Here is an 18,916-nt window from a genome sequence, read left to right as displayed (position 1 = left end):
AGTCATTTCTTTGGAAAAGCTCTATCACTGCTTGTTTTGGTGATATTCCAGCCCATGGGTTATGTTTCCTTTTCAGCCTTTGCTGTGCATTGAACAAGTATTGCTGCGACTACAAGAAATAACGCACTGACTGCAAAGGTACTTTCATAGCCCATCAAATCAAATATTATGCCTCCCACCGAAGCGCCGCAGGCAATGGAAAGTTGGATCACAGCAACCATCAATCCCCCTCCTGCTTCTGCACTATTTGAAAATATTCGAGGTATCCAACTCCACCAACCAACAGGCGCCGCAGTCGCGATAAAACCCCAAATACTCAATAATACGATGGAAGTAAGACTGGAATAGCCAAAGAAAATAAGTGATACCGCAATACTGGCCATCAATAGTGGAATGGCGATTAATGTTTGATAGAACCCTATTTTTAATACACGATTAATCAGTAGAGTTCCGATAAATCCCGTAATACCAATAAGTAACAAACTAAATGTCACCATCGAGATATCGACTTTTACGACGGTCTCAAGGAAAGGACGCACATAGGTAAATAAGGTAAACTGCCCCATAAAAAATAACCCGATAGCAAGCATACCCAGTGTGATAACGCGATATTTAAAGAAGCTAAAAATACTGAAAATCTGAGGCGTGTTTTGATGACTGTTCGGATCAGTTGGCATTGAGGGTAAACTCACCCACAACCACAAAATAGTTGCAATCGCGATAGGTACCAAGCCTAAAAATGCCCCTCTCCATCCAATAGTTGAGCCCAGATAAGCTCCTAAAGGTGCAGCAATAACCGTTGCTAGCGCATTGCCGCTATTGAAAATAGCCAGTGCCTTAGGAACTTGATCTATCGGCACAAGGCGCATTGCTATCGCAGCAGACATAGACCAAAAACCGCCTACAACAATACCGATTAGCGCACGACCAACCATATAAGTATAATAATTGGTGGCTAAAGCAATCATCGCGCCTGACGCCCCCATTAAGAACGTAAGCCCCAGCAATAAGGCTTTACGATTTAAATTACGAGTAAGTGCAGAAATAAATAAGCTCGTTATGACAGCAAATATTCCTGAGATAGTAATACCTTGTCCCGCCATTCCTTCAGTTACCTGAAAATCAAGCGCTAACGGCGTTAACAAACTCACAGGCATAAATTCTGAAGCTATCAATACAAAAACACATAGCGTCATGGCAAAAACTGCACTCCAGTTCGCTCTTTCAGGAAAATTTCGCTCTTGAAAAATGGCATTATCCATCGATTATATTCGCCTATGTACCTACGATATTTAATGGACATCATCATGGCATACAGGTAATAATTTAATTAGTGGGTATAATCTTCATGAACTTGTGAGAAAAATTCATTAATGATGAAAGGTAAAATGAATGACTTGCACGCTTTTCTTATCGTTGCTCAAGAGCAAAGTTTTACAAAAGCGGCTGCAAGACTTGGTGTGACGCCTTCGGCATTAAGCCATACAATACGACTTTTGGAAGAACGCTTAGGGATTCGACTTCTAGCAAGAACAACCCGAAATGTTTCAGTAACAGAGGCTGGCGCACAGCTAATGAATGCCATCCGACCATTATTTGAACAGATTGATATTGAACTTAATGCATTAAGTGAGTTAAGAGACAGCCCTAGAGGGACTATTCGCTTAAGTTGTACCGATGACCAAATCGAAATTTATATTCGACCAATATTGAATAATTTTTTACAAAAATACCCTGATATCACAATAGAAATATATGTGGACTATGGTTTTACAAACATTGTTGAAGAACGTTTCGATGCAGGAATTCGAATTGGCGATGATATCAATAAAGACATGATAGCAGTTCGCATTGGGCCAGATTGGCGCTTAATTGCAGTCGCTTCACCGGACTATTTTAAACAGCACCCTAAACCTTTATTTCCTAACGACTTATCTGAACATCAATGCATCAATATTCGCCATCGTGCTGCGGGGGCTATTTATGCGTGGGAATTTAAACAAAATGATCATACAACAAGTATAAAGGTGGATGGGCAACTCGTTTTCAATAGTACACTGCACCAGTTAAATGCAGCGCTGGACGGAATGGGAATAGCCTATATTCCAGAACATTTAGCCGAGCCTTATATTGCCAAGGGGAAGTTACAGGCTGTATTAATCGATTATAGCCCTTACTTTGAAGGTTTTCACCTGTATTACCCAAACCGTCGACAGTCCTCACCCGCTTTTATGGCTTTTGTAGAAGCGATACGGTATCGAACAAAGTAGTCGCATTTGGTGAGTTGGATAAATAGCAGTGCCCCCATTAATGCCCCCAGATTGATTTTTTAGTGGTAGGCTTTTTTGCTAATCCCACCAGCACATTGCAAAACTTCACGGCCGTTGAAACTTAAAAACTGATCCAGCTTGGTATCCCAATCCTGTAAGAAAACTTGCTTACGACGCAGTGCTTGGTCTTCTGCAAAATCTAACCACATATTGACGATACGGTTTAATTCTTTCAGTTCATTTTCTCGAAGATAGTTCTTCGCGATCGTGACATCGGTTTTATACACCTCATCAAATTTATAGCTGGTTAAGCCCATATCCAGCTGACTGGCTTTGAGCTTCATTGTGGGGGCATCCAAAAAATAGGGAAAAATTATGCCCCCAATTTTGCCCCCAAACAAGGGTATAAACCAGTAAACAAGGGGAGAATCAGACAGACTTCGAAGTGATTAATCTTGTTGATTTAAAAGGAAAATATAGACTTTGAGAGAAATTCAGAAACTGCGTTTGGCGGAAGATCACAGGAGTCGAACCTGCCCGGGACTGCTGGCAGCCCCAACTGGATTTGAAATCCAGCCGCCTCACCGGAGACGACGATCTTCCTCTATAGATTGGAAAGTGATTATAGACTGAATTCATTATTTTCCAAAGCATTGAAACTACAACTATTGCCTTTATTGATAAAAACCAACAAAAACCCCATTTATTGATAAGCGTTAATAAGAAAAAACGTTAGATTGATATTGAGGTTTGTACATCTGCCCCCATATACTTTCTTATATTCGCAATGGCGTGCTGGTTCTATCACCCATAACATTTATCCTATTTGGGTATAAGTTCGCCATTTAACTTTTATTGTCAACACAGTAAGCCTTGGCCTACGAGCACAAGCCTGCAATCACAGGATGTTTTATGACAAATTCATTATTAGCCGATTCCGCACTACCCCGTTTTTCTACTATAGAGCCTGCGGATATTTTTCCCGCGGTCCAACACGTACTCAATGAATATCGCCAAACAGTAGAAAACCTGTTGAGTGCAACAGATCAATACACTTGGGACAACCTGTGCCAACCTTTAGAAGAAGCCAGTGATAAGCTGTCTCGTGTTTGGTCGCCAGTGAGTCATTTACATTCCGTGAAAAACAGCCCGGAACTGCGCGAAGAGTATGAAAAATGTTTACCATTACTGTCTGAATTCAGTACCTGGATGGGGCAGCATGAGCCTTTATATCAAGCATATAAATCATTAAAAGAAGGGGCTGAATTTAATTCCCTTAGCCAAGCTCAACGTAAGTCTATCGAAAATACCTTACGCGATTTTGAGTTATCCGGTATTGGCTTACCTGCTGAAAAACAGCAACGTTATGGTGAAATTGTGGCACGTTTGTCGGAGATAGCGTCTAAGTTTAGCAATAACGTCCTTGATGCGACCATGGGGTGGAGTAAGCTCATTAAAGACGAAAAAGAATTAGCGGGTATGCCAGAAAGCGCTATTGCTGCAGCAAAAGCCATGGCTGAATCAAAAGGTGAAGAAGGCTACTTACTCACTCTCGATATGCCAAGCTATTTACCTGTTATGACCTATGCTGATAACGCAGAATTACGTCGTGAAATGAGCCATGCATATAGCACCCGTGCGTCTGACCAAGGCCCAAATGCGGGTAAATGGGATAACAGCGAATTAATTGATGAACTGATGGCTTTACGCCACGAGCTAGCGCAATTATTAGGTTTTAAAAACTACGCAGAAAAATCCCTAGCGACCAAAATGGCCGAATCACCAGAACAAGTGCTGAATTTCCTCAATGATTTAGCTGACCGTGCTCATCAGCAAGGGGAAAATGAACTGGCTGAACTGACGGCTTTTGCTAAAGAACATTATGGTGTCGATACGCTTGAATCTTGGGATTTAGCCTATTACAGCGAAAAACAAAAACAGCATAAATTCTCATTAAATGATGAACAATTGCGCCCATATTTCCCTGAACAACGCGTCCTGAATGGCTTGTTCGAAGTTGTTCATCGCATTTATGGTTTAACTGCCAAAGAACGCAATGATGTAGAAACATGGCATAAAGATGTGCGTTTCTTTGAACTCTATGATGAAACCAATACCTTACGCGGCAGCTTCTACCTAGACCTCTATGCTCGCGAACATAAACGCGGTGGAGCTTGGATGGACGATTGTGTTGGCCGTATGGTGCATAAAGACGGCTCATTACAAAATCCTGTAGCCTATTTAACCTGTAACTTCAATAAACCACTTGGCGATAAGCCCGCACTGTTTACTCATAATGAAGTCACTACCTTATTCCACGAATTTGGTCACGGCTTACATCATATGTTAACGCAAATTGATGTTGCAGATGTCGCAGGGATTAACGGTGTACCATGGGATGCTGTCGAGTTACCAAGTCAGTTTATGGAAAACTGGTGCTGGGAGCCTGAAGCCCTCGAATTTATTTCCGGCCATTATGAGACAGGCGAACCATTACCAACAGAAATGCTTAATAGCATGTTAGCAGCAAAGAACTACCAATCAGCCATGTTTGTTCTGCGCCAGTTAGAGTTTGGCCTGTTTGATTTCACCTTACATGCTGAGTATGACCCAGCAAAAGGTGCGCAAGTCATGCCAACGTTATATGCAATTAAAGACAAAGTCGCTGTCGTACCCTCTCCTGAATGGTCACGTTTCCCACATGCTTTTAGCCATATCTTTGCGGGGGGATACGCCGCAGGTTATTACAGCTACTTATGGGCAGATGTGCTTGCGGCAGATGCATACTCACGTTTCAGTGAAGAAGGCATCTTTAACCGTCAAACAGGTCAGTCTTTCCTCGACAATATCTTAAGTCGTGGTGGCTCAGAAGAGCCAATGGCGCTGTTTGAACGCTTCCGTGGTCGCAAACCAGAATTAGATGCCATGTTGAAGAGCTATGGTATTCATGGCTAATCGTATTGAGATCCAATTGATCTGCGAAGAGGGTGCCGATCCCGGCACTCTTTCTCAACTTTCTGAAAAATGGCAACTTTCTCATACCCCTGATGCCATTATGGCGGTTGTACTTACGCCTGAAAACTTACAACTGCGCAAACTAGATGAGCCTAAATTAGGTGGGATTTTTGTTGATTTCGTCTCTGGGGCGATGGCCCATCGTCGCAAATTTGGTGGAGGTCGCGGTGAAGCTGTTGCCAAAGCCGTCGGGATCAAAAAAGATTATCTTCCCGATGTCATTGATGCCACTGCTGGCCTAGGGCGTGATGCCTTTGTTCTAGCCGCTCTCGGTTGCCATGTCCGTATGTTGGAGCGCCACCCTGTGGTTGCTGCTCTATTGGATGATGGTTTACAACGAGGCTACCAAGATGCAGAAATTGGCCCATGGTTACAAGAGCGAATGTCATTGATTCATGCATCCAGTATTACAGCACTGAGTGAGATAACCCATGCCCCTGATGTTATCTATCTTGATCCGATGTACCCTCATCGGCAAAAAAGTGCTTTAGTGAAGAAAGAAATGCGAGTATTTCAGTCATTGGTGGGAGCAGATGATGATGCAGATTCATTATTAGCCCCTGCGATTGCTTTGGCTAAACGTAGAGTGGTTGTTAAGCGCCCTGACTACGCGGAGCCCCTTGCGGGACAAAAAGCGCCATCAGCGGTTACCACTAAAAACCATCGATTTGATATCTATCCATGCATTAAAAATAGCGAATAAACGTAACGGCGAAGGGCGTATGTACAGGTGAATTTATCAGTATGATACAGCCGCCCTTTCGCGTACGTTTTGAGGTCAGAGGATTACAACACACCCTGCCCAAGCATTGCATCTGCGACTTTTACGAAGCCCGCGATGTTAGCGCCTTGAACATAGTTAGTTTGTTTCTCTTCACCACCGAACTCCACACAGTGCTGGTGAATATCCAACATGATGTGATGCAGACGGGCGTCAACTTTCTCTGCTTTCCAACCTAGACGAGCCGCATTTTGAGCCATCTCAAGACCTGAGGTTGCCACACCACCTGCGTTAGCCGCTTTACCTGGCGCAAACAGCACTCCTGCTTCAAGGAACAGCTCAGTTGCAGGAATAGTCGTTGGCATATTAGCCCCTTCAGCGACCGCTTTAACGCCATTTTTGATTAACACTTTTGCTGCATCAACATCCAGCTCATTTTGTGTTGCACATGGCAGAGCGATATCGACAGGAACATTCCATGGTTGCTGACCCGCTAAGTAAGTTAAGCCAAACTCTTTTGCATATTCTTCAATACGACCATAGTTGTTTTTGATTTCTTCCAAACGTGCGAGTTTTTCTGTTGTAAAGCCGTCTTCATCAACTACAGTACCGCTTGAATCGGAAGCTGTAACCACTTTGGCACCTAGCTCCATGCATTTTTCAATGGTGTACTGCGCAACGTTACCAGAACCAGAAACCGCGACACGCATCCCTTCGAAACCTAGGCCATGACGTTTTAGCATCGCATTTGTGAAGTAAACCAAACCGTAACCGGTTGCTTCAGGGCGAATTAAACTACCACCAAAAGACAATCCTTTACCGGTAAATACACAAGAAGTGTCATTAGACAGCTTTTTCATCATACCTGTCATAAAGCCCACTTCACGGCCACCAACACCAATATCCCCTGCTGGGACGTCAGTATTTGAACCAATATGGCGATAGAGTTCTGTCATCAATGCTTGGCAGAAACGCATCACTTCACCATGACTTTTACCTTTAGGATCAAAGTCAGAGCCACCTTTACCACCACCCATAGGCAATGTGGTCAAAGCATTTTTCAGTGTTTGTTCAAAGCCTAAGAATTTCAGGATAGATAAATTCACAGATGGGTGAAAACGCATACCACCTTTGAATGGGCCGATTGCAGAGCTAAATTGCACACGCCATGCACGGTTAACTTGAACTTTACCTTGGTCGTCTACCCAACATACTCGAAATTGAATTACACGCTCAGGTTCAACAAAACGTTCAAGTAATGCTTGGTCACGATACTTAGCATTTTGCTCTAAGAACGGCCAAAGGGAAGTGAATACTTCACGCACGGCTTGTAGAAATTCAGGTTGAGAAGGGTCTCTTTTTTGGACAGACTCCAAGAACGAAGATAGTGATTGTGTCATCTATGTCTTCCTTTTTAACATGTAGTTGTTGTGATGTGCCTCACTCTTTCTTATCATTATTTTTAGGAAATGTGAGGTTGATTTGTGTTTGCCTATTGAATATATCATTAGTTTGTATTCTAAATTCAAGGTTTTTTTTCACTCTATAGCAAAATAAATTGCTTGACCTGCCAATAACTCCCTCAAAATACATATTTTGAAACAAAAAAAACGCCTGCATAAGCAAGCGTTTTCAGTGAATAATATTTCAAATTGAGTGATATGGATTATTCTTCATCATCATTTAGTGGCACAATCAACATATCCACATGAACAGTATTGATTAACTGGCGAGCAGATGACATCAGCTTGCTCCAGAAATCTTGGTGATGCCCACAGACCACTAAATCCATATTGTATTTCTTAATCGCGTCCACAAGTACTTGGCCTAGGTCGCCACTACCACTGAGTGTTTCTTGGATTTCATAACCTGCGCCCGCAGACAAATCCTTCAGAGCATTACGTGTTTCATCAGTAATACGTTGCTGCATGTCACCAAGATTGACATCAATAAGACCGGTATAGAGGTCTGAATAGTTAACATCAACATGGATCATAGATACTTTGGCCCCGTAAGGTTTTGCCATAGAGACAGCCTTATCCAGTAATACTTTACTTTCAGGTGATAAATCTACCGCAACGAGAATATGTTTGTAAGCCATAAGTAAACTCCTTCCGAATGCTGATTATCTGGTGGTTATGCCTTCACCACATCTTTATGAATACTATACCTGCTAATTGTGATTATTAAGTGTTGCTTTGATCACATCTAAGCAGATTAACCTTAAAATCATCACTTCATATAACATTTTATAAAACAATAACATCATTCATTCAATATTAATATATTGCCCTAAAAAATTCGAGTTATGGCGACTCTTTAGTTTAGAAATGCAACAAAGTTGCACAGCAAACTGTGATAATAAAGTTCAGTAACTCAGATTTATTTTCTTCAATAGAAACAAGAGGTCATCACAAATTTGCGCTAACTGCACTTTTTTTAAACAGTAATTTATCCTACAATAAAATAACTGAGTATAAGTACAATTTTTCTGCTGTATTTCCTTTGCGACAATTGCTGTGAGCTTGAGCTAGGTTCTAAGGAGAGGATTATGTTCAGTATGATTGCATTATTTTGGGCATTATGCATTTTGTGCATCTTAAATATGATGCGGTACTTTTCTTCCGTTCGTGTTTTATTGTCTATTCTAAGGGATTCAGATCCCCTGCTTTATCAATCCGTTGATGGTAATGGTTTTTTTACTACACACGGCCAACTGAACAAACAACTGCGGTTAGTTCGATACATAAATAATAAACAATATCTGGAACATTACGACCCAGAAGTTATTTTGCGTTGTGAGCGGATCCGTAAGCAATTCATGATGATAAGCAGACTCAGTATTCTTGTTGTCGTGAGCTTAGCCTATTTATTGATAACAGGTTAATTGTGATTAGTAACTTGCTAGCGAGAAAATAGTGATGACCTTCCGATCATCACTATTTTATATATGTAGATTACTGTGTTCATGTAACTGTTAAAGGCTCCATACTCATGTATGAAGCCAAAATTAGTGCGACTAGATAAACAACAGCGATAGCCAGTACAAACCGCCCGATAACACAATGGACACTGGTAAAGTCAATAACCATGCTAATGCAATGCTTTTAATGGTTTTTGTTTGTACACCACCACCATCGACAACCATCGTCCCCGCAACCGCAGAAGATAAAACCTGCGTTGTTGAAACTGGCATACCAGTATAACTTGCCACGCCGATAGAAACTGCTGCAGTCACCTGGGCAGATACACCTTGCGCATAAGTCATGCCTTTCTTACCAATTTTCTCACCAATGGTCACAGCAACACGCTGCCAACCAAACATGGTGCCTAATGATAATGCTAAAGCAACCGCAATAATGATCCACAGTGGCGCATATTCAACGGTATACAGCAAATCATTACTGAGTTTTTTCAGTAAGCTGGCATCTTTCGAACTGGTTTCTGGCAATTTCGCAACCGCATTCGCAGTATCAGAGATACACATCAGCAAACGGCGTGCGTGGTTACGTTGGTCTGGCGTCAGCTCTTCATAGCTTTGAATGCCATCAAGCATCTTTTGCGCTTGATTTAAAATAGCGCTAGTACGCGTGCTATCACAATGGAATTCACCGCCAGGCTCATCACTACTTTCTGCAACGGCCGGGGCATTTTCTATTGCATGGTTTAACGCTGGTTTATGTGTTTCATAGTATTGTTGCAGGTGGACAACCGCATCATGTGTTTTTGCGATGTCATAACCGTTAGAATTCATATTCATAACGAAACCTGCTGGAGCAACACCAATTAACACCAGCATGATAAGACCGATGCCTTTCTGGCCATCGTTCGCACCATGGGAGAAACTGACCCCAACTGCTGACAAAATCAATGCAGTACGGGTCCAGAATGGTGGCTTACGCTTACCATCTTTTTTCTCACGTTCCGCTGGTGTTAAGTGAATACGACGACGTTTCTTTGTGCCACTCCAATAACGGCGCAAAAAGAAAATCATCAAACCGGCAATCACGAAACCGATAGCGGGAGACAAAATTAATGACATGAAAATACTGATCATTTTCGGTATATTCAAGGCATCAACAACAGACGAATCAGTCACAATCGCGTTGGTTAAACCCACCCCGATTATTGCCCCGATCAGTGTGTGTGAACTGGAAGCTGGGATACCGAAGTACCAAGTTCCAAGGTTCCAAATAATTGCAGCCAAGAGCAATGAAAAAACCATTGCAAGGCCGTGAGCTGAGCTCACATTAAGCAAGAGGTCTGTTGGTAAGAGATGGACAATGGCATATGCAACGCTCAACCCTCCCAGCAAGACACCAAAAAAGTTAAAAACCCCTGCCATGACAACTGCGAACTGAGCCCGCATTGCTCTGGTATAAATAACCGTTGCTACCGCGTTAGCGGTGTCATGGAAGCCATTTATAGCCTCATAGATCAGCACAAATAACAGTGCCAGAACTAATAATAGACCTGTATGAAATTCTAAACCTGTAAAAAGATGTAGCATAGACGTTAAGCCATTATATGTTGGACATGAACGCGGCGCATTATCAGTGACAAACGCTGGCGGTGGAAGCAAAATCTAACCTTTTTTTGATTTAACTACCCATCAAAAAAGCACCTCATAGCAATTACTCCATATTTTTCAATACGTTAAAGCAATCAAACTTATTCTGAATTTTTGAAACTTTTTAACGATATTTCCAGAAAATAATCGTTGTTTGCTTTTTTTAGACGAATTTTTCTAATTATAATACGTCCTGTATAGTTTTCATCAGTTCTTCCTCAAAGCTTTACATTACAATCCCGATGAGATGACGTAAAATATCCCAGTTATCAATGTAATTACGCTTAAAATCAAACATATATAGAGACACTTATTGTGAAAAATTTCGACGTTATTATTTTAGGTGCTGGTGCAGCGGGTTTATTCTGTGCCTCACACTCTGGCAAACGCGGTTTGAAGACGCTAGTGGTTGATAACGGGAAAAAATTAGGCAGAAAAATATTGATGTCCGGTGGCGGGCGCTGCAATTTCACTAATATGTATGCAGAACACAGCAATTACATTTCAACAAACCCACACTTTTGTAAGTCAGCACTTGCTCGCTATACACAGTGGGATTTTATTGCCTTAGTGGCCAAATATAATATTCCCTATCATGAAAAAACCTTAGGGCAGCTTTTTTGTGATAATAGTGCACAAGATATCGTCAATATGCTGCAAAGTGAGTGTAATCTACCTAATATCACTATCAAGTTACGCAGTGAGGTGACTGCCGTTGACAAAGCAGATAATGGTTTTTTAGTCACGATCAACGGCTCTCAAGTAAGTACCCACTCACTTGTCGTTGCAACAGGCGGCCTATCTATGCCAGGTTTAGGTGCGACCCCTTTTGGCTATCGTCTTGCGGAACAGTTTGGGCATACTATTATTCCAACACGAGCAGCACTGGTGCCCTTCACCTTACATAAACCCCTTTTAGAAACCTTACAGGTACTTTCAGGTATCTCTGTCCCTGCAACGGTAACAGCGGCAAGCGGCACCGTATTTAAAGAAAATATTTTATTTACCCATCGAGGGCTTTCTGGTCCAGCTATTTTACAAATATCCAGCTACTGGAACCCTGGCGAGTACGTGAGTATTAACTTACTTCCAGATATCTCCGTCAATGATTTTATCGTTTCAGAGAGACAACAGCACCCAAATCAATCATTGAAAAATACCTTAGCTAAATTATTACCAAAACGGCTAATTGAGGTATTACAAGCCCAAGGACAAATCCCTGAGTTTGCTCTAAAACAGCTTAATCATCCTCAAATTGAAGCGTTACACACCACCTTACACCAATGGCAGGTGCAACCTAATGGAACGGAAGGTTACCGTACCGCCGAAGTGACATTGGGTGGCGTTGATACTCACGAAATATCATCTAAAACCATGCAATCACTTAAAGTACCAGACCTGTATTTTATTGGTGAAGTGATGGATGTGACCGGCTGGCTCGGAGGTTACAATTTCCAATGGGCATGGAGCTCCGCGGCTGCATGCGCGGAAAGCTTACCTCTCCCTTTTGCAAAAAACGACTAAAAAACACTCGGCCTTAACCAGACTCTTAACAGGATTGCTCTGTTAAAGTTATCGGCCTTTATTTATGGCCAAATAATCTTAATCCATTGAAAAATAATGGTTAATATTTAATTTCATATAAATCATATAATTGCAGTTTTAATTATAAGATATATTATTTTGGTTAAAAATAATGCTTTACAAACGATAGTGATAACTATTATCATTATCATCACTTCCTCAACAGGGTTACTTAGTCACCCTTTGCAGGGAGTACGACATTGCTCACATTGCTTCCAGTGTTTACTTTAGCCAGCCTTGCGCTGGCTATTTTTTTATTCACACCACATTCTCTGCAATCACCTTATATCTTATTCAAATTTTTTGGATCCTATGGTTAATGGGAGCTACTTTTCTCTGTGTATAAATTGGTTAAACTGTCATCAATACATTTAGAGCGAGTTCAACCAAGGTTGAAATCCGTACAGGAGAGAACACGATGATCTATTTACGCAAAGCGAACGAACGTGGTCATGCAAATCATGGGTGGCTCGACAGTTGGCATACTTTTTCATTCTCTAGCTACTATGATGAGCAATTTATGGGCTTTTCTGCGCTGAGAGTGATTAACGAAGACTTTATTGCTGCTGGCCAAGGGTTTGGAACACATCCCCATAAAGATATGGAAATATTAACCTACGTGCTCAATGGTACTGTGGAACATAAAGACAGCATGGGCAATATGGAGCAAATCCCTGCGGGTGAATTTCAAATAATGAGTGCGGGTACGGGTATTCGTCACTCTGAGTACAACCCAAGCAATGAAGAAGAGCTACATCTGTACCAAATTTGGATCATTCCTGAAAGAACAGGCATTGAGCCACGTTATGAGCAAAAACGGTTCGACTCCAAAGACGGTAAGCAATTGGTGCTATCACCGGATGCACGTGATGGCTCCTTAAAAATTTATCAAGATATGGAACTGTGGCGCTGGGCATTACCTGCTAATGAAACACACACCCATGCTATCGCTGATAAACGTGTCGTGTGGATCCAGATCGTTAAAGGGAATGTTGAAGTGAATGGCCAAAAAGCAACCACCAGCGATGGTTTAGCCATTTGGCAAGAAACAGCGCTCACCATCAAAGCAAGTGAAGATAGTGAAATCCTGTTGTTTGACTTACCATCAGCAGAATAATCATTTTCACAACAAAAAAGGCTCTACTTTGGTAGAGCCTTTATTATTTATTGATTCACAAAACCAATTACAGTTTTGGCCCTGCTTTCACCAGTGCAGCGCCTGCTGGGGTGTCCGTGTACTTATCAAAGTTGTTCACGAAACGTTCCGCTAAGTCTTGCGCTTTTTCATCCCACTGTGCTTTGTCTGCATAAGTATTACGTGGGTCAAGGATATTGGTATCCACACCCGGTAATGCTGTTGGGATTTCTAAATCGAACACTGGCAGTTTAATCATGTCTGCTTTTTCGATGTCACCACTTAAAATAGCGTCAATGATGGCACGTGTATCTTTGATGGAAATACGTTTACCTGTACCGTTCCAGCCTGTATTCACTAAGTAAGCTTTCGCGCCCGCTGCTTCCATACGTTTAACTAATACTTCAGCGTATTGTGTTGGGTGCAGTGATAAGAATGCCGCACCAAAGCAAGCGGAGAAGGTTGGAGTTGGTTCCGTGACACCACGCTCTGTACCTGCTAATTTCGCGGTAAAGCCTGATAGGAAGTGGTACTGCGTTTGCTCAGGCGTTAAACGAGAAACAGGAGGTAACACACCAAATGCATCTGCGGTTAAGAAGATAACTTTTGTTGCATGACCCGCTTTAGAAACAGGTTTTACAATATTTTCAATGTGGTAGATTGGGTAAGAAACACGGGTGTTTTCTGTTTTTGAACCATCATTGAAATCAACTGAACCATCTGCCAACACCATCACGTTTTCCAATAACGCATCACGTTTGATAGCGCCATAGATGTCTGGCTCAGCTTCTTTAGATAAGTTGATAGTTTTTGCGTAGCAACCACCTTCAAAGTTGAATACGCCGTCATCATCCCAACCGTGTTCATCGTCACCAATTAACTTACGTTTTGGATCGGTAGAGAGTGTGGTTTTACCTGTTCCAGATAAACCAAAGAAAATGGCTACATCACCTTTTTCGCCGACGTTAGCAGAACAGTGCATAGATGCAATGCCTTTTAATGGCAGCAGGTAGTTCATCATAGAGAACATACCTTTCTTCATTTCGCCGCCATACCAAGAGCCACCGATCAGTTGCATGCGTTCGGTTAAGTTGAACGCAACAAAGTTTTCTGAATTCAAACCTTGTGCTTTCCAATTCGGGTTAGTACATTTTGCACCATTCATGACGATGAAATCAGGTTCGAAACCCACTAATTCTTCATCAGATGGGCGAATGAACATGTTTTTAACGAAATGCGCCTGCCATGCAACTTCGGTGATAAAACGTACTTTTAGACGAGTGTCAGCATTCGCACCACAGAATGCATCAATGATAAACAAACGTTTACCTGACAGTTGTTCAGTCACTAAATGTTTGAGATCCGCCCAAACTTCTTGTGACATAGGTTTGTTGTCATTTTTACCTTTACCTTGGTCTGCCCACCAAACTGTATCGCGAGTCACGTCATCACGTACAATATATTTATCTTTTGGTGAACGACCAGTAAAGATACCTGTATCAACCGCAACAGCTCCTAAAGTGGTTACTGTTCCACGCTCATAACCTTCAAGTCCAGGCTTAGTTTCTTCCGTGAATAATAGCTCGTAACTTGGGTTATAAACCACTTCAGTTACATCATGAATACCGTACTTTTCAAGTTCCTTCAGGGTAATGCTTTTAGCGCTCATTATATTGCTCCTGGTAAACATAACTAATCTGCGGATGATCATAATTCTTTACGACTAATTAACAGCGATTGCTATCAAAGAATTGAAAATGTATGATTTTTTTTAATTCATAATGAGACTTAGAGCACGTAATAATGCTTTAAAATTATAAGAAAAAGGTGCAGAATTGCACCCTTGTCACATAATTAGGTTGCTAAATCGTATCAGTGAAGTTGCTGATTTAGCTCATTATTTAACCCCTGAAGATCGGATTCAATAAATACATAATGTGAGCCACAAAATTCACATTCCATATCAATTTTCCCATCTTTGTGCAAAATATCGATAACATCTTCCTTAGGTAAGGTGGCTAACGTACTTTCGCAACGCTCCCTTGAACAAGTACAACGAAACTCGACAGATTGAGGGTCATATAAAGTGACATCTTCTTCATGATAAAGACGATGTAAAACCTCTTTCACATCCAATGTGCTCAGCTCTTGGCCTTTAATCGTGGCAGTCAGTTGCACTAAGTGGTCAAAAAAGTCATGGCTTGTTTCATTTGCTGCTGGCAAAACTTGCAATAACATACCACCTGCACTTGGTTTCCCATCTACTTCACCCACACGGATAAATAAACGGGTTGGTAATTGCTCTGATTGGCGGAAATAGGCATCAATGCTTTCTTCGATAGAATCCCCTTCAATAGCCACAATTCCTTGATAACGTTCACCTTGGTTCGGTGTGATGGTAATAACCATAAAACCGTTACCAATCATTTGCTTGAGAGTGCTACCCGCCACAACTGGGCCATCGACACGTGCAACACCACGCATCTGTTGTAAATTATTACCGTTGATAACCGCCAAATTAACAGGCCCATCACCTTGAATTTGCACAGTAATATCGCCATCGAACTTCAACGTTGCCGTCAATAAACTGGTAGCAACAAGTAACTCACCCAACAACCCTTTTACCGCTGTTGGGTAGTCATGGTTTTCTAAAATATGTTCAAAGGTTTCATCAACACTGATCATTTCTCCACGAACGGAATGTTGTTCAAATAAAAAACGGTGGAGTAAGTCTTGGTTTGCCATAATATCTCTCTATTGCTCGGGCTGTTGCTCAGGCCGTCATTAAGACGACTCATGAGAATTTGTTTGTTTAAACTTTAACAGGGTACGCCGTTCTTTCTTATCCGGGCGTCGCTCTGGATGTGGCATCGTCAGTGCATTCATCTTACGCGCTTGTGCCATTTTCTCGCGTTGATTAATACTTTCTATCGTTTCACAGTACAGCAACTGAGCTTCCGGTGCACCTTTGCGCTGGCTACTGATTTGCATGATTTCAACCGTTCGTTCATCATTACCTTGCCGAAGCTTAACGATTCCATGCAGCTCAACAATTTTCCCTGGCTTAGTTCTTTGCCCATTGTAATGGACTTTGCCGCCTTCAATCATTTCACGGGCGACCGCACGTGTTTTATAAAATCGCGCAGCCCACAGCCACTTATCAAGGCGAACAGGTTCTATAATGGATTGATTCATGGGGCCTCCTCAACATAAGTCTGAATCAAACTAAGAAGAGGCTCCCTCTACTTCCGGGATGATGCTATCGACGATAGGAAGGGGGATTAGCCTCAAAGCATTTATCATAATATTCTGTGATATTACGCAAACGCTTCTTATTATTCAAAACACGTAGCACAATCAACGAACCATTTAACAACGCACACACCAACAAAAATAGGATAAAAAGCGCACTACATATATACTGAGATACCACTTTTTCATTGGGTTCTTCATGCAACACAATTTGCAATGTCCCATTGGCATCTACTGATAAATCCGTAATTACACCTTCAATATTGAACGGTGTATTGATCAGAAGATTTGATAACCTTTGCAACTCTTGCCAACGCTGTAATGGCGATAGCTCATTAAAAGAAGCTCCCTGTATCGAATCAACTAAAGGCTTGTTTTCATCACTAATTAATAAAACACCACCAGGAGGCGGACTATTAATTTTGCGCACTTCTCTATCTATTTCTGTCCTGATAAAATCATATATGGTGTCTTCCACGATGTTTTCCAAGGCCTCAGCGCTACCAGCACGCAATAAAACATGAGCCCCTTTTAGTTTTCCCGTAGACGCTTTCTTTACTAAAGAAGGCCAATCATCTGTACTCCCTAGGTTAGTCAGTGCATTTTTTAATTTTAGGCAGTTATCAGAATTATGGCACAGTTGTTCTGTCCCCATGATGATAGCCGAAAAATCAAAGATAATATTCATCCCTGATTTCATAATATCCCGCTGTAATCTTGGGTTAACTCCTGTCGAGTTTTTATCTGGATGCAATTGGCTTTTGACGGTATCAAGCAATGATATTGAGTGTTCAACAACCTCTGATTGAGGTTCAGTCTGTAAACTAACATCATTCCAATAAATACCAGAGCAATCAAACGGCACAAATTGAGCTTGGTTTTCTTTATTCAAATTCGGTGAGCGGTAACACATCCCTTTTCCTTGGGCAACTAATGTATCCCCAACTTTGAGCTGACGGGAAGCGAGCTCATTAGGGCTCTCAGCCTTGATTTTCTCTGTGCCACCGAGCCACGCAAAACCCAGTTTTATTGGCAAATCTATCGGTTGATATGCAAATATCAGGGTCATCGTTAATAAAGCCCCAACTAACATCAATACATTCTTTTTGAACCGTTTGTAAGGGTAATAACGCTCTTCTTCATGCAAAGAAAGATACTTACCGTGCCTGACCACCTCACCCGTCGTATAAAAATCAATATTAACAGCTTGGTTTTCTTCGTATTTTAAATAATTCGTCCAATGATTAGGGTAGTGCAAGTCAATACCAGCAATAGACGTATTGGTGGAATATTTTTTATCCAGTTCGCCATAGAGTTCCCAGCGCTTTGGTTGGCCATGAATACATTGAATATCTTGATATTGTCGGGGGAACATCCTAGAGCGAAAGAGAATAAGTAACCCAATAATAAACGTAATCGTTGTGATCACTAATCCCGATTCCTGTAATAAAGGAATCGAAACAAGGGTTAAATAACCAAATAAAAAACTCAGGCAGATAATCGCAGCACCAAGCCAACCTGTAGAATGGTGTAACCGATGTTCTTCATTCGTCTCTTTACGAACTTTCAATCGCTCAATACTATGCTGGCCACGTTCTTGAATTGCCGCATCAGGCCATGTTGAATCGATAGGCATACCCGTTTGCCATTCACTACTGAAATCTTTCAGAGAATGGCTATTCATTGAAATAATTAACGGCAAGTGGTCTGTTTCCACTATTTCCATAACATTTTGGCGTTGCAAAAAAGGCTCAAGCTGTGAAGGGAGCTGAACCTCAATTGTATCAATAAAATAGCGCCAACTATTTCCTTGCTCTTGGCGTAAGTTAAAACGTGTCAATGAATGGCAAACTGTCGCTATGATTGAGTTTTTTTTGATTTGCCATGGATGCTGAGATGTATTTGTTGATATAGCAGCGCAATAATTTAAATACTGGGAGATGGTTTGGTAATCTGAATCAATCATTTTCCTAAATGATGGTGACGCTACAGAAGGTATTTGATAGACGCCAGAATGCCGCCCCCGCCTAAAATATAGGAAGGAAGCCATTATAGTCAGGCTAATAACAATTATAGCCGTTATAATGACATGGTTCAGCATTGTTTCCCCAATGAAAAATGAATAAGAAAAGCATATCAGCCCTCACACTTCCTAAAAATAAGCCGATTCCTATTCTATTTGTAGTTTTTATTTTAAATTACAATACCTTGTAAAAAATGTTTTATTTATTTACCCGTATTATTTGTTTTAGCCAATTATACTAACAGCATTTTATCTACTCGATAATATCTATCATTTTATTTTGATATAGGTCATAGTTGTATGATGATTTCGAAATACGGGCAGTGCTAGGTAAAACGCGTCTCGT

14 protein-coding genes, 1 tRNA gene and 1 pseudogene are annotated in these 18,916 nt (G+C 41.4%); 6 read left to right on the top strand and 10 right to left on the bottom strand.

Going from position 1 to position 18,916, the window contains the following annotated elements:
- Nucleotides 1–59: 59 nt before the first annotated feature.
- Nucleotides 60–1,262, bottom strand: a complete 1,203-nt coding sequence (locus FVA72_RS00690; protein ID WP_110592740.1) for an MFS transporter — start codon at nt 1,260–1,262, stop codon at nt 60–62.
- 111 nt (nt 1,263–1,373) lie between these two features.
- Between FVA72_RS00690 and FVA72_RS00685 the strand changes: the two genes are divergently transcribed.
- Nucleotides 1,374–2,270, top strand: coding sequence for a LysR family transcriptional regulator (locus FVA72_RS00685; protein ID WP_096863483.1), 897 nt, complete (start codon nt 1,374–1,376; stop codon nt 2,268–2,270).
- A 68-nt stretch (nt 2,271–2,338) separates the two neighbouring features.
- Here FVA72_RS00685 and rhuM read toward each other — a convergent pair.
- Both rhuM and FVA72_RS00675 read right to left on the bottom strand, forming a co-directional pair.
- Nucleotides 2,339–2,602 (bottom strand): annotated as a pseudogene (rhuM, locus tag FVA72_RS00680) (RhuM family protein); the annotation flags it as partial.
- A 176-nt stretch (nt 2,603–2,778) separates the two neighbouring features.
- Nucleotides 2,779–2,873: transfer RNA gene (locus FVA72_RS00675), tRNA-Sec, on the bottom strand.
- Nucleotides 2,874–3,182: 309 nt separating this feature from the next.
- Between FVA72_RS00675 and prlC the strand changes: the two genes are divergently transcribed.
- Together prlC and rsmJ are read left to right on the top strand one after the other, a co-directional pair.
- Nucleotides 3,183–5,225, top strand: a complete 2,043-nt coding sequence (gene prlC, locus FVA72_RS00670) for an oligopeptidase A (protein WP_110592741.1) — start codon at nt 3,183–3,185, stop codon at nt 5,223–5,225.
- Nucleotides 5,218–5,988: a 16S rRNA (guanine(1516)-N(2))-methyltransferase RsmJ gene (gene rsmJ / locus FVA72_RS00665; protein WP_094962881.1), complete on the top strand. Its 771-nt coding sequence runs from the start codon at nt 5,218–5,220 to the stop codon at nt 5,986–5,988. The genes prlC and rsmJ overlap by 8 nt, the downstream gene beginning before the upstream one ends.
- 83 nt (nt 5,989–6,071) lie before the next feature.
- Here the strand turns inward: rsmJ and gdhA are convergent, their stop codons facing one another.
- A complete protein-coding gene (gene gdhA, locus FVA72_RS00660) occupies nt 6,072–7,406 on the bottom strand; it encodes an NADP-specific glutamate dehydrogenase (protein WP_004263145.1) in 1,335 nt (444 codons plus the stop codon).
- A gap of 266 nt (nt 7,407–7,672) precedes the next feature.
- A complete protein-coding gene (gene uspA / locus FVA72_RS00655) occupies nt 7,673–8,107 on the bottom strand; it encodes a universal stress protein UspA (RefSeq protein WP_004263149.1) in 435 nt (144 codons plus the stop codon).
- Between the two features lie 450 nt (nt 8,108–8,557).
- Here uspA and uspB point away from each other — a divergent pair, with 450 nt between their 5' ends.
- Entirely contained in the window at nt 8,558–8,893 is a 336-nt protein-coding gene (uspB, locus tag FVA72_RS00650) for a universal stress protein UspB (RefSeq protein ID WP_004263154.1), read from the top strand.
- Nucleotides 8,894–9,025: 132 nt separating this feature from the next.
- Here the strand turns inward: uspB and pitA are convergent, their stop codons facing one another.
- Nucleotides 9,026–10,516 carry an inorganic phosphate transporter PitA gene (pitA, locus tag FVA72_RS00645; protein WP_004263157.1) on the bottom strand — a complete coding sequence of 497 codons (1,491 nt, stop codon included), beginning with the start codon at nt 10,514–10,516 and terminating at the stop codon, nt 9,026–9,028.
- A gap of 375 nt (nt 10,517–10,891) precedes the next feature.
- On the opposite strand from pitA, the gene FVA72_RS00640 reads away from it, so the two are divergent.
- Both FVA72_RS00640 and FVA72_RS00635 read left to right on the top strand, forming a co-directional pair.
- The gene (locus tag FVA72_RS00640; protein WP_110592742.1) at nt 10,892–12,100 is read left to right on the top strand and encodes an NAD(P)/FAD-dependent oxidoreductase; all 1,209 of its coding nucleotides are present in this window, start codon (nt 10,892–10,894) and stop codon (nt 12,098–12,100) included.
- A 478-nt stretch (nt 12,101–12,578) separates the two neighbouring features.
- A complete protein-coding gene (locus tag FVA72_RS00635) occupies nt 12,579–13,277 on the top strand; it encodes a pirin family protein (RefSeq protein WP_094962883.1) in 699 nt (232 codons plus the stop codon).
- Nucleotides 13,278–13,344: 67 nt separating this feature from the next.
- Here the strand turns inward: FVA72_RS00635 and pckA are convergent, their stop codons facing one another.
- The 4 genes from pckA to FVA72_RS00615 all read right to left on the bottom strand — a co-directional run bounded on the left by pckA (nt 13,345) and on the right by FVA72_RS00615 (nt 18,648).
- Nucleotides 13,345–14,964: a phosphoenolpyruvate carboxykinase (ATP) gene (gene pckA / locus FVA72_RS00630; RefSeq protein WP_004263163.1), complete on the bottom strand. Its 1,620-nt coding sequence runs from the start codon at nt 14,962–14,964 to the stop codon at nt 13,345–13,347.
- A 203-nt stretch (nt 14,965–15,167) separates the two neighbouring features.
- On the bottom strand, nt 15,168–16,040 hold the full coding sequence (gene hslO / locus FVA72_RS00625) for an Hsp33 family molecular chaperone HslO (RefSeq protein WP_004263166.1): 873 nt from the start codon (nt 16,038–16,040) through the stop codon (nt 15,168–15,170).
- Nucleotides 16,041–16,079: 39 nt separating this feature from the next.
- The gene (hslR, locus tag FVA72_RS00620; protein ID WP_004263168.1) at nt 16,080–16,490 is read right to left on the bottom strand and encodes a ribosome-associated heat shock protein Hsp15; all 411 of its coding nucleotides are present in this window, start codon (nt 16,488–16,490) and stop codon (nt 16,080–16,082) included.
- A gap of 64 nt (nt 16,491–16,554) precedes the next feature.
- Nucleotides 16,555–18,648 carry an IgaA/UmoB family intracellular growth attenuator gene (locus tag FVA72_RS00615; RefSeq protein WP_110592743.1) on the bottom strand — a complete coding sequence of 698 codons (2,094 nt, stop codon included), beginning with the start codon at nt 18,646–18,648 and terminating at the stop codon, nt 16,555–16,557.
- Nucleotides 18,649–18,916 lie beyond the last annotated feature (268 nt).

The organism is Providencia sp. PROV061 (genome assembly GCF_011045655.1).
Taxonomy (GTDB): Bacteria; Pseudomonadota; Gammaproteobacteria; order Enterobacterales; family Enterobacteriaceae; genus Providencia; species Providencia hangzhouensis.
Note: the sequence above shows the minus strand (reverse complement) of the source record. Positions and strands in the feature narration are given on the sequence as shown.